The organism is Pseudomonas sp. GV047 (assembly GCF_003058245.1).
GTDB classification, from domain to species: domain Bacteria; phylum Pseudomonadota; class Gammaproteobacteria; order Pseudomonadales; family Pseudomonadaceae; genus Aquipseudomonas; species Aquipseudomonas marginalis.
In genome coordinates this window covers 427,608-439,663 of sequence record NZ_QCWA01000005.1, presented here as the reverse complement: position 1 = coordinate 439,663, position 12,056 = coordinate 427,608, and the positions used below count along the sequence as shown (strand labels likewise).

Sequence of the window (12,056 nt, the reverse complement as noted above, 5' to 3'; positions counted from 1 at the left end):
CCCCGCTCATGGCATGACATCGCCGGAGTTCGGGCCCAGCGTCTGGCCGACGAACAGGTTGCCGCCCGGTTCACTGGCCAGCAGCACGGCGGTGGGCGCCACCTCGTCCGCCAGGCCGAAGCGTCCCAAGGGCAATTCAGCGGCCTTGGCGCGCTTCCAATCGTCGCTGATACCGCCCACTAACGGCGTCTCGATCGGCCCGGGGGCGATGGCGTTGACCAGCACATTGTCCTTGGCCACTTCCAGGGCCAGGGACTTGGTAAAACCGATGACCCCGGCCTTGGCGGCCGCGTAGTGGGTGAGTTCGGCGCCGCCCTTGATGCCCAGTTGCGACGCCACGTTGATGATCCGCCCCCAACGCTGCGCCAACATATGCGGCAAGGCGCGCTGGCTGGCGACGAACACACTGGTGAGGTCGACGCGCAGCATGTCGTTCCACATCTCGATGGACAGGTCGACGCAACGCGCCTGGGTGAGCATCCCGGCATTGTTGACCAGGATATCGATGCCGCCGAAATGTTCGACGCAACGGTCGACACTGGCCTGGGCGCCTTCGACCGTGCCCACATCGGCCACGCACTCGACCACTTCGGCGCCCAGGTGGCGGCAGGCGGTCGCAGTTTCGGCGAGGCTGGCGGCGTGGCGGTCGGCCAATAGCAGACGCGCGCCTTCAACGGCATAGGCGCGGGCGATGGCGGCACCGATGCCGCTGCCGGCGCCGGTGATCACGGCCCGGCGGTTGGTCAGTTGGTTCATGCAAAAACTCCTGAAAAATTTTACTTCCAATGTGGGAGGGGGCTTGCCCCCTCCCACATTTGGATTGAGTACATCAGTCAGTCAGGCCAGCGCACGGTGAGGCCGCCGTCGATGACGATGCTCTGCCCGGTCAAATAACTCGACGCTTCACTGGTCAAGAACTGCACCAGCGACGCCACTTCATCCGCGCGCCCTACCCGCCCCAACGGAATCGCTCGCGCCGCTTTTGCCAGACCTTCCGGCCCCAGCGAGTTCTTCGCATCCAGCGACTGCGGCGTCTCGATCAACCCCGGGATTACCGCATTGCAGCGGATGCCCAGGGGCGCCAGTTCCACCGCCAGCGAACGGCACAACCCCGGCACACCGGCCTTGGCCGCCGCGTAATGGCTGTGGTCCTGCCAGCCATACACGCCGCCGGCAATCGAGGAGATCGCCACCAGCGCGCCGCCTTCGTTCATATGCCGCGTCGCCGCGCGGAAGGTGCGCATCACCCCGGTCAGGTCGACATTGAGCATCTCGTTCCATAGCTCGTCGGTCATTTCCAGCAGCGGCGCACGGCGCAGCAAACCGGCGTTGGCCACCGCGTAATCCAGCCGGCCGAAATGCTGTACCGCCTGCTCGGCGAGGGCGTCCACCGAGTCGGTATCGCCCACGTCCAGCGGCAACATCAGGCACTCGCCCCCCGCCTCTTCCACCCACGACACGGTGGTGCCCGGGTCGTGGGGATCGGCCGGGTAATACCCGCCCACCACCGCCACGCCGCTGCGGGCATAGGCCACGGCGAGGGCTTGGCCGATGCCACTGGCGGCACCGGTAATCAGGGCAACTTTACGGCTCATCACATTCTCCTTACTGAACGGTTTCCGGACGCACATGGCGGGCGGCAAACATCAGGGCGCCGGACAAGAAGCATGGCAGCGCGCCGAACCACAGCGCGGCGGTCTGCCAGTCACTGCCGGCGGACAACACCTGGGTCGCACCAAAGCCCGCGACCACGGCACCAATCGGGCCCATGGCATGGATGATCGCGCCGCCGGTGGCGCGGATGCTGGTGGGAAAGCTTTCACTGATAAAGAACAGTGCCGCCGAGTACGGCCCGATCAGGAAGAACAGGCCCAGGCTGTACAGCCCGACCACCATCGGCATATTGCTCGGGCCAAACAGCATGCCGGCAAACGCCAGGCCGCCAAGCATCCAACCCAGGCCGATCACATTGCGGCGGCCGATCTTGTCGCCCATCCAGCCGTGGCTGAGGTAGCCGCAGTAACCCACCAGGTTGGACAGCACGAGGATGATCAGCGAGTTCTCGAACGAGATGTGGTGCACGCTGACGATCACCGAGGTGCCGAGCACACTGAACACCTGGATCGCTGCCCAGTTGAGCAGCAGCGCAGCGCCGATCACCAGGGTGGCGCGACGGGCCGGGCCACGGAAGGCCGCCTTGAGGCCGGCCTTGCTGTGTTCGTCGTAGTCCACGCCGTAGGTCACGGCAACGTTTTGTGCTTCTTTCACCGCGCCGCTTTTACGCAGTTGGCTGATGCGCTGGTGGATCTGGAACTGCGGGCTCTCCTTGAGCTTGCGCGCCATGATCGCGATGACGATGGCCGGGATCGCGGCGAAGATAAAGCAACCCTGCCAGCCGATGATCGGCAGCAACAGCGCGGTCAAGCCGGCGGCGATCAACGCACCGACCGGCCAGCCGCCCTGCACCAGGCTGTAGATGAAGCCGCGGCGCTTGGTCAGGCGCGGGTCTTCCGAGGCGCCATACAGCTCGGTCAAATAGGTGGCGTTGACGGTTTCTTCGGCATACCCCAGGCCGCCCAGCGAACGGATCAGGATCAGCGGCGACTTGCCCCACGCGCCGCCAATGGCGGTCAGCGCCGAGCACAGGGCGGAACCGGCCACGGTGAAAATAATCCCTTTGCGCCGCCCCAGCTTGTCGACGATCGGCCCGATGGCCAAGGCGACCACGGCGGTACCCACCGCCACCCAGGTCGCGATTTCAGCCTGCTCCACTTCACCCCAGCCGAAGTGTCGGCCGATCTCCGGCAGCAAGGTGCCGAACAGGATGAAGTCGTACACCGCAAACACCCAGGCGAAAAACGCGATCCAGGTGGCGAAGCGCACTTCCTGGGACGTCAGTTGCCGGGGTTTCCAGCCAGTCAGGTCAAGCTTGTTGTAGATGGACATAATCGCGCCTCGGGAGGTGGGGGCTGCTTGGGTTGGGATCAGGTACGCGGTTGGCGGCGGATAAAGTCGTCGGCGATTTCGTCGAAGGTGACAAAACGCACGCCGGCATGGCTCTGGATGTGTTCGATCAAGCGCTCGAGCATCAGCAGCACTTGCGGGCGGCCGGACACGTCGGGGTGGATGGTCATGGTGAACACCGCGTGTTCGTGCTCGCGGTAGACCCAGTCGAACTGGTCGCGCCACATCTCCTCGAGGTGGCGCGGGTTGACGAAGCCGTGGCTGTTGGGGGCTTTCTTGATGAACATCATCGGCGGCAGGTCGTCGAGGTACCAGTTGGCCGGGATCTCCACCAGATCGGTTTCTTCGCCGCGCACCAGGGGTTTCATCCAGGTGTCGGGGTGCTGGCTGTAGTCGATCTTGGTCCAGCTGTCGCCCTTGCGTACGTAGTAGGGGTGGAAGTCGTTGTGCATCAGGCTGTGGTCGTACTTGATGCCTTTTTTCAGCAACAGCTCGTTGGTGACCTTGCTGAATTCCCACCACGGCGCGACGTAGCCGGTGGGGCGTTTGCCGGTGACTTGGGTGATCAACTCGATGGATTTATCGAGAACGATTTCTTCCTGCTCGGCGGTCATCGCAATCGGGTTTTCGTGGCTGTAGCCATGCACGCCGATTTCGTGGCCGGCGTCGGCCACGGCCTTCATCTGCTCGGGGAAGGTTTCCATCGAGTGGCCGGGGATAAACCAGGTGGTGCGCAGGCCGTAGCGTTCGAACAGTTTGAGCAGGCGCGGCGCGCCGACTTCACCGGCGAACAGGCCGCGGGAGATGTCGTCGGGCGAGTCTTCGCCGCCGTAGGAACCGAGCCAGCCGGCGACGGCGTCGACGTCGACGCCAAATGCACAGAGGATGTCTTTAGCCATGGTGTTTCTCCTTAAAGGTTGAGGACGGATTCGACGGACAAGGCCGCGCGCAACAGCCGCGCATCTTCTCCGCTCGGGGCGCTGAGCAGCAGCCCGGTGGGCAGGCCCTGGGCATCGCGGCCGCTGGGTAAGCTGATGCCCGGCATGTCGAGAAAACTGCCGGGCATGGTCAGGCGCAGGGTGGCGAGGTTGGTTTTGACGAACAGTTCGTCGTCGGCTTCAAGCGGTGCCAATGCCGGGGCGACATGGGCGACGGTGGGGGTGATCAGGATCGCGCCGTCGAGGTCATCGAGCAGTTGCTGTTGCAGGCGGCGGCGTGCGTCGGTCAGGTGGATCAACTGGCTGGCCGGCAATGTGCGCGCGGCTTCAAGGCGGCGGCGCACGCGGGGGTCGAGGTGCTCGGCGTCAGCACTGTCGAGCAGGGCCTGGTGCAGGGCGAAGGCTTCGAACGCGCCGAGCCAGCCTTGGTGCTTGATCAGCTCCAGGGTGGCCTGGAACGGGGTGCTGTCACGCTCTTCAATCAGCGCACCTTCGGCCTTCAGTCGCTCAACGGCACGCAGCAGGTTGTTGCGCACCGCAGGCTCCACGTCGGCCAGCACCCCCTGTTCCAACACAAAACGCTGCCCTTTCAGACGGCGGGCACTGTGCTGCCGGGCACGGCCATGGAGCAGGTCGTCGATGGCCAAGGCATCGCGCACGCTGCGGGTCAACGGGCCAAGGCTGTCGAGGGAACGGGCCAGGGGAAACACACCGTCGCGGCTGTAGCGTCGGCTGCTGCTGCGGTACCCCACCAGGCCGTTGAGCGCTGCCGGAATGCGGATGGAGCCTGCAGTGTCGGTGCCCATGGCGATCGGCACGATACCGGCCGCGACCGCCACCGCCGAACCGGACGACGAGCCGCCGGGAATACGCGCCTGGTCGGTGCCATGGGGATTGTGCGGCGTGCCGAAATGCGGGTTCAGGCCCAAACCGGAATAGGCGAGTTCGCTGAGGTTGGTCTTGCCGACACTGACCATCCCGGCACGGCACAACAGGCCCACGCTGGGGGCGTCCAGCAACGCGGCGGGCGCAGTGCGGCGGTAGGCGGCACCAGCGGTGGTGATGCTGCCGGCCACATCGAACAGGTCTTTCCAGGCCAGGGGCACGCCATCGAACAGGCTCAAGGGCTGGCCGGCACGCCACCGGGCGGCGGACGCTTCGGCTTCACGGCGGGCGCGTTCGGCGGTCAGGGCAATAAATACGCTGGTCGAGCGGCTCGCTTGATCGAGTGCCTGCTCAAGGGCTTGCACCGGGTCGCTGCGACCGCTGGCGAAATCCTCGGCCAGTGAAGTGGCGTCTGACATCAGGGGAAACCTCATAAAACGTACATATTAATAAAATGTACATTTTATAAAGGCAGCTTTCGTGCCAGTCTCTGCGTAGCGCTCTTGGCGCGATTACGCATTCTTACCCATAGCTACGGGATAGATGGTGTTGATCGATGGAAAAAAATCGTGCGCCACGCTTGCGAAGCGCCTTCAATGAAATAATGTATCTTTTATTAATAAGTACATTTTGGTGCAGAAAAGTAACATTCCTACGTTCAAGGCCCCAAAAAAGTGCCACCGACGTGGCGCAGAGTGACAGGCGCAACTTATGAGAGAATCCCCGGCCATCGTCCTACATGCCTTTGAGAAATCGATGAAAGCAGTGTCCGCCTCGGCCTCCCGTTACGCGATGATTCACCAGGTGTTGCGCGACGCGATCGTCAATGGCACCGCGCGCCATGGCCTGGTATTGCTCGAAGCGCCCCTGGCCGAGCTGTTCGGCACCAGCCGCGTGCCGGTGCGCAAGGCGCTGGACCTGCTGCACGCTGAGGGCTTGATCTGCCGCTTCAACGGCCGGGGTTACCTGATCAACCCAGAAGGCCTGGCCATGGAGCCGCTGCGCCTGCCCCTGAGCCATGCGCACCTGGGCCTCAATGGCGAGGCCGAACTGGTGGACACCCGGCCGTTGGGCGAGCGCATCGTCGAGGAAATCGGCGCGGCGCTGTCCACCTGTATCGCCTTCGGCCATTACCGCCTGGATGAGCAGGCCGCCGCCGACCACTACGGCGTCAGCCGCGCGGTGGTGCGTGAAGCGCTGATGCGCCTGCGCGACCGTGGCCTGGTGGAAAAAGAGCCCTATTCCCAATGGCTGGCGGGGCCCCTTACCGCGCGGGAAGTCACCGAAGATTACGAACTGCGCGCCTGCCTGGAACCCGAAGCCCTGCGCCAGAGTGCCCCGAACCTCGACCGCGACATGCTGGAAGCCATGCTGCAGCGCGTGCTGGATGCCCAGGACAGCCCCCAGTGCAGCCTGGAAGCCATCGAGCAGATCGAAGAGGATTTGCACCAGCGCTGCCTGGCCGGCCTGCAGAACCGCAAGATTGCCGCGCTGATTCGCCAGGGCCAGAGCCCGATGATCATCAGCCGGATTTTTTACCGATTGCTGGGGATCGGCGCTGATCCGGCGATGCTTGCCGAACATCGCTTGATTCTGGAGCTGCTGCTGCATGGCGCATTCGATGCGGCGGCGTTGAACCTGCGCGAGCACTTGCAACGGGCGCGGCAGCGGATGTTGCAGCGCTTGAAAGTCCTGTCGGTGCTGCCAGAGCAGCCACTCCCCGCCTACCTTCACAAAATCAGCTGATCCCATGCGGGAGGGTCGCCGCAGTAATTTCCTGCAATATGTTGCTATCTCACCCCCACCATTGAAACCACTGCTGCCCCGCCCCATCTAAGCTGCATACTTCCTTATGCAGGTGCCCCATGAGCGACCAGCAAGAATTCCCTGATTACGACCTCAACGATTACGCCGACCCCGAAAACGCTGAAACCCCTTCGTCCAATACCGGCCTGGCCCTGCCTGGGCAAAACCTGCCGGACAAGGTCTACATCATCCCGATCCACAATCGGCCGTTCTTCCCGGCGCAAGTGCTGCCGGTGATCGTCAACGAAGAGCCGTGGGCCGAGACCCTGGAGCTGGTGAGCAAATCCGACCATCACTCCCTGGCCTTGTTCTTCATGGACACGCCGCCCGAAGACCCGCGCCATTTCGACACCTCGAGCCTGCCGCTGTACGGCACCCTGGTGAAGGTGCACCACGCCAGCCGCGAGAACGGCAAGCTGCAATTCGTCGCCCAGGGCCTGACCCGCGTGCGCATCAAGACCTGGCTCAAGCACCACCGCCCACCGTACCTGGTCGAAGTGGAATACCCGCACCAGCCGAGCGAGCCGACCGACGAGGTCAAGGCCTACGGCATGGCGCTGATCAATGCGATCAAGGAACTGCTGCCGCTCAACCCGCTGTACAGCGAAGAGCTGAAGAACTACCTCAACCGCTTCAGCCCCAACGACCCGTCGCCCCTCACCGACTTCGCCGCCGCGCTGACCTCGGCCACCGGGAACGAGCTGCAGGAAGTGCTGGACTGCGTGCCGATGCTCAAGCGCATGGAAAAAGTCCTGCCGATGCTGCGCAAGGAGGTGGAAGTCGCGCGCCTGCAAAAAGAACTCTCCGCCGAGGTGAACCGCAAGATCGGCGAGCACCAGCGCGAGTTCTTCCTCAAGGAACAGCTCAAGGTCATCCAGCAGGAACTGGGCCTGACCAAGGACGACCGCAGCGCCGACGTCGAGCAGTTCGAGCAACGCCTGGAAGGCAAGGTGCTGCCGGCCCAGGCGAAAAAACGTATCGATGAAGAACTGAACAAACTGTCGATCCTCGAAACCGGCTCGCCGGAATACGCCGTCACGCGCAATTACCTGGACTGGGCCACCTCGGTGCCCTGGGGCGTGTATGGCGAGGACAAACTCGACCTCAAACACGCACGCAAGGTGCTGGACAAGCACCATGCCGGCCTGGATGACATCAAGAGCCGCATCCTCGAGTTCCTCGCGGTGGGCGCCTATAAAGGCGAGGTCGCCGGCTCCATCGTGCTGCTGGTGGGCCCGCCGGGCGTGGGCAAGACCAGCGTGGGCAAGTCCATCGCCGAGTCCCTCGGGCGGCCGTTCTATCGCTTCAGCGTCGGCGGCATGCGCGACGAGGCCGAGATCAAGGGCCATCGCCGCACCTACATCGGCGCCCTGCCGGGCAAGCTGGTGCAGGCGCTTAAAGATGTCGAAGTGATGAACCCGGTGATCATGCTCGACGAGATCGACAAGATGGGCCAGAGCTTCCAGGGCGACCCGGCTTCGGCACTCCTGGAAACCCTCGACCCGGAGCAGAACGTCGAATTCCTCGACCACTACCTGGACCTGCGCCTGGACCTGTCCAAGGTGCTGTTCGTGTGCACCGCCAACACCCTGGACTCGATCCCCGGCCCGCTGCTGGACCGTATGGAAGTGATTCGTCTGTCGGGCTATATCACCGAAGAAAAAGTCGCCATCGCCAAACGCCACCTGTGGCCAAAACAGCTGGAAAAAGCCGGCGTATCGAAAAACAGCCTGAGCATCAGTGACGGCGCCCTGCGTGCACTGATCGACGGGTACGCCCGTGAAGCCGGAGTGCGCCAGCTGGAGAAACAGCTGGGCAAACTGGTGCGCAAGGCGGTGGTCAAGCTGCTGGATGAGCCGAACTCGGTGATCAAGATCGGCAACAAGGACCTGGAAAGCTCCCTCGGCATGCCGGTGTTCCGCAACGAGCAGGTACTGTCGGGTACCGGCGTGATCACCGGCCTGGCCTGGACCAGCATGGGTGGCGCGACCCTGCCGATCGAGGCGACCCGTATCCACACCCTCAATCGCGGCTTCAAGCTCACCGGGCAGTTGGGTGAGGTGATGAAAGAGTCCGCCGAAATCGCCTACAGCTACATCAGCTCCAACCTGAAGTCGTTTGGTGGCGATCCGAAGTTCTTCGACGAAGCCTTTGTGCACTTGCACGTACCGGAAGGCGCCACGCCGAAGGACGGCCCGAGCGCCGGGGTGACCATGGCCAGCGCGCTGCTGTCCCTGGCGCGCAACCAGGCGCCGAAAAAAGGCGTGGCCATGACCGGTGAACTGACGTTGACCGGGCATGTGCTGCCAATTGGCGGCGTGCGCGAGAAGGTGATTGCGGCGCGGCGCCAGAAGATCCACGAGCTGATTCTGCCGGAGCCGAACCGTGGCAGTTTTGAAGAGTTGCCGGAGTACCTGAAGGAAGGCATGACGGTGCACTTTGCCAAGCGCTTTGCGGATGTGGCGAAGGTGTTGTTCTGATAGAACGCTAGCGCCTGAACTGGCCTCATCAGGCCCCCCCCCTCCCACACTTGAATGTGTTCACACATCAACATGTGGGAGGGGGCTTGCCCCCGATGGCGTGAGTGGCCGCAACCTGTATCCTGCTTGTAACACCCTGTCTTATCTTCGGTTATGCTCGGTCTTCGTCGCCAAACAACGGAGCCCCCATGACCGCTGCCCGCCTGCTTCTCCCCCTGAGCCTTTGCCTGCTCGCCGCCTGTGCCAGTGCGCCGAAGCAAAACGTCACCGTGGACAACCAGAGCGCCTGCCCGCTGCAACTCAAGACCGGGCAAAACCTGATCCTCACCCTGCCGAGTAACCCCACCACCGGCTACCGCTGGGCCATCCAGGATTCCGCCGGCGGCGTATTGCGGGCCCTGGGCCCCGAGGTGTACAGCAGCTCGGAATCCGGTGTGATCGGCGGCGGTGGCCAGTCCACCTGGCGCTTCCAGGCATTCGCAGCCGGCCAGGGGCGGTTGCGCCTGACCTCCCAGCAACCCTGGGAACCGGAAGCCGAGCCCGCCGAGACCTTCGACTGCGCCATTACGGTGAACTGATATGCCATGGCTGATTCTTGCGTTGATGGGCGCCGGCACCTTTATCTACGGCCTGAGCACCCATGCCACGTTGCTGTGCCTGCTGGTCAAGCCGCTGCCGGTCCTGGCGCTGCTGGGCTGGCTGCATGACGCGCCGCCGACCGAGTATCGACGCTGGATCAGCCTCGGGCTGATTTTCTCCCTGGTCGGCGATGTATTGCTGGCCTGGCCGGGCGACCTGTTTATCTTCGGCCTCGGCGCCTTCCTGTTTGCCCACCTGGCCTACCTCAAAGCCTATTGCAGCGACTGCCGCCTGGCGCTGCTGCCGTTGGCGTTGGCGCTGGGCGTGGGCGCGGCCCTGCTGAGCATCCTGATCTCCCATGGCCTCGGTGAACTGCTGATACCGGTGGTGGTTTACGCACTGGTGATCAGCGCCATGCTCTGGCGTGCGCTGGCACGCGTGGGCAGCGATGTGCCGAAACGCTCGGCGCTGCTGGCGGCGGCGGGCGCGGTGTCGTTTGTGTTTTCCGACACGCTGATCGGTATCAACCGGTTTGTGCTGTCGTTCGACGCCGCGCCGTATTTGTTGATCGTCACCTACTGGCTCGGACAGTGGGGCATCACCGCCTCGGCTTTCCATCAGACAACCCGCGCACACGAGGGCCAACTTGGCTAAAATGCCGGCCTTTCCCCTTCGTCGCCGGAACAACCGTGAGCAAAGAACCCGATCGCCTATTCGCCCAGCCCCTGCCCCAGGTGCCGGACTTCGCCTTTAACGAGGACGTGGTGCGGGTGTTCCCGGACATGATCAAGCGTTCGGTGCCCGGTTACCCGACGATTGTCGAAAACCTCGGCGTGCTTGCGGCGCAGTTTGCCCAACCGCACAGCGTGCTCTACGACCTGGGCTCGTCCCTGGGTGCGGTGACCCAGGCCTTGCGCCGTCATGTGCGCACCGACGGTTGCCGCGTGATCGCGGTGGATAACTCGGCGGCCATGGTCGAGCGCTGCCGCGAATACCTCAATGGCCAGGACTCGATGTTCCAGGAGCTGCTGCCGGTGGAGGTGATCGAGGGCGACATCCTCGCGCTGCAGTTCCAGCCGGCCTCGGTGGTGGCGTTGAACTTCACCCTGCAATTCATCGCCCCGGATGAGCGCCTGGCGTTGCTCGGGCGTATCCGCCAGTCGTTATTGCCCGGCGGCGCACTGATCCTTTCGGAAAAGCTGCGCTTCAATGACCTGGAAGAGCATGCGCTGCTCACCGACCTGCATATCGCGTTCAAACGCGCCAACGGCTACAGCGAACTGGAAATCGCCCAGAAGCGCAGCGCCATCGAAAACGTCATGAAGCCCGACAGCCTCGAAGAACACCGCGAACGCCTGCTGGCGGCCGGGTTCTCGAAAGTCGTGCCGTGGTTCCAGTGTCTTAACTTTGCCTCGTTGATTGCCTTGCCATGATTGATCTGTCCCCCCTCGCCCGCCATCTGGTCGGCACCCCGCTGGCCGTATGGGCCCAAGGCCTGCAAGCGCAGCTCGATAGCAAGATGGAAAAGGGTCATGGCGACCTGGAGCGTTGGCAGAGTGCCCTGGACGCGCTGCCAAGGATCCAGCCCAGCAAAGTCGACTTGCTCAATGGCCTGGTGCTGGACACCGATTGCGACGACGCCACCCGCGCGCAGATGCACACCGCGCTGATGGGCTTGAGCCCGTGGCGCAAGGGCCCGTTCCACCTGTTCGGCGTGCATGTGGACACCGAATGGCGCTCGGACTGGAAATGGTCGCGTGTGGCCCCGCACCTGGACCTGAAGGGCAAGCGTATTCTCGATGTCGGTTGCGGCAACGGTTACTACATGTGGCGCATGCTCGGCGCCAGGGCCGACAGCGTGATTGGCGTCGACCCGAACTGGCTGTTCTTCTGCCAGTTCCAGGCCGTACAGCGTTACCTGTCCGAACCCAAGGCCTGGCACCTGCCGTTCCCGTTTGAAGACCTGCCGGCGAACCTGGAAGGCTTCGACACGGTGTTTTCCATGGGGGTGTTCTATCACCGCCGCTCGCCGATCGAGCATCTGCTGGCGCTGAAGGACACCCTGGTCAAGGGCGGCGAACTGGTCCTGGAAACCCTGGTGGTGGAAGGCGACCAGCAACAGGTGCTGGTGCCGGAAGACCGTTATGCGCAGATGCGCAACGTGTGGTTCCTGCCGTCGGTGCCGGCACTGATGCTGTGGCTGCGGCGTGCCGGGTTCAGTGATGTGAGGTGCGTGGATGTGAGCGTGACCACGGTGGAGGAACAGCGCGGAACGGAGTGGATGAAGTATCAATCCCTCAGCGACTTCCTCGATCCGCAGGATCACAGCAAGACGATTGAAGGGCTGCCGGCGCCGATGCGGGCGGTCATCATCGCTAAAAAGTAAGCCCCCAAGCTCCCTGAA

Annotated in this window: 11 protein-coding genes; 6 read left to right on the top strand and 5 right to left on the bottom strand. The window is 63.5% G+C overall.

The window, feature by feature from the left end; genetic code table 11:
• Nucleotides 1-6: 6 nt before the first annotated feature.
• The 5 genes from C8K58_RS15785 to C8K58_RS15765 form a co-directional block, all read right to left on the bottom strand.
• Nucleotides 7-756: an SDR family NAD(P)-dependent oxidoreductase gene (locus C8K58_RS15785; protein ID WP_027604647.1), complete on the bottom strand. Its 750-nt coding sequence runs from the start codon at nucleotides 754-756 to the stop codon at nucleotides 7-9.
• Between the two features lie 77 nt (nucleotides 757-833).
• Nucleotides 834-1,595: an SDR family NAD(P)-dependent oxidoreductase gene (locus C8K58_RS15780; protein ID WP_027604648.1), complete on the bottom strand. Its 762-nt coding sequence runs from the start codon at nucleotides 1,593-1,595 to the stop codon at nucleotides 834-836.
• 10 nt (nucleotides 1,596-1,605) lie between these two features.
• Nucleotides 1,606-2,946, bottom strand: a complete 1,341-nt coding sequence (locus tag C8K58_RS15775) for an MFS transporter (protein ID WP_027604649.1) — start codon at nucleotides 2,944-2,946, stop codon at nucleotides 1,606-1,608.
• Between the two features lie 38 nt (nucleotides 2,947-2,984).
• Nucleotides 2,985-3,863 carry a polysaccharide deacetylase gene (locus C8K58_RS15770; RefSeq protein WP_010212857.1) on the bottom strand — a complete coding sequence of 293 codons (879 nt, stop codon included), beginning with the start codon at nucleotides 3,861-3,863 and terminating at the stop codon, nucleotides 2,985-2,987.
• An 11-nt stretch (nucleotides 3,864-3,874) separates the two neighbouring features.
• Nucleotides 3,875-5,206 (bottom strand): amidase, encoded by a 1,332-nt coding sequence (locus tag C8K58_RS15765; protein ID WP_092356253.1) that lies wholly within the window; start codon nucleotides 5,204-5,206, stop codon nucleotides 3,875-3,877.
• Between the two features lie 337 nt (nucleotides 5,207-5,543).
• Between C8K58_RS15765 and C8K58_RS15760 the strand changes: the two genes are divergently transcribed.
• The 6 genes from C8K58_RS15760 to cmoB all read left to right on the top strand — a co-directional run bounded on the left by C8K58_RS15760 (nucleotide 5,544) and on the right by cmoB (nucleotide 12,038).
• Nucleotides 5,544-6,533, top strand: coding sequence for a GntR family transcriptional regulator (locus C8K58_RS15760; RefSeq protein ID WP_027604651.1), 990 nt, complete (start codon nucleotides 5,544-5,546; stop codon nucleotides 6,531-6,533).
• Nucleotides 6,534-6,652: 119 nt separating this feature from the next.
• Entirely contained in the window at nucleotides 6,653-9,073 is a 2,421-nt protein-coding gene (lon, locus tag C8K58_RS15755) for an endopeptidase La (protein WP_027604652.1), read from the top strand.
• A 188-nt stretch (nucleotides 9,074-9,261) separates the two neighbouring features.
• Nucleotides 9,262-9,651 carry a protease inhibitor I42 family protein gene (locus tag C8K58_RS15750; RefSeq protein ID WP_092356250.1) on the top strand — a complete coding sequence of 130 codons (390 nt, stop codon included), beginning with the start codon at nucleotides 9,262-9,264 and terminating at the stop codon, nucleotides 9,649-9,651.
• A 1-nt stretch (nucleotide 9,652) separates the two neighbouring features.
• Nucleotides 9,653-10,306, top strand: a complete 654-nt coding sequence (locus C8K58_RS15745; RefSeq protein WP_108573911.1) for a lysoplasmalogenase — start codon at nucleotides 9,653-9,655, stop codon at nucleotides 10,304-10,306.
• A 35-nt stretch (nucleotides 10,307-10,341) separates the two neighbouring features.
• A complete protein-coding gene (gene cmoA / locus C8K58_RS15740; protein WP_027604655.1) occupies nucleotides 10,342-11,085 on the top strand; it encodes a carboxy-S-adenosyl-L-methionine synthase CmoA in 744 nt (247 codons plus the stop codon).
• Nucleotides 11,082-12,038, top strand: a complete 957-nt coding sequence (gene cmoB, locus C8K58_RS15735) for a tRNA 5-methoxyuridine(34)/uridine 5-oxyacetic acid(34) synthase CmoB (RefSeq protein ID WP_108573910.1) — start codon at nucleotides 11,082-11,084, stop codon at nucleotides 12,036-12,038. Before cmoA ends, cmoB begins: the two co-directional genes overlap by 4 nt.
• Nucleotides 12,039-12,056: the final 18 nt, after the last annotated feature.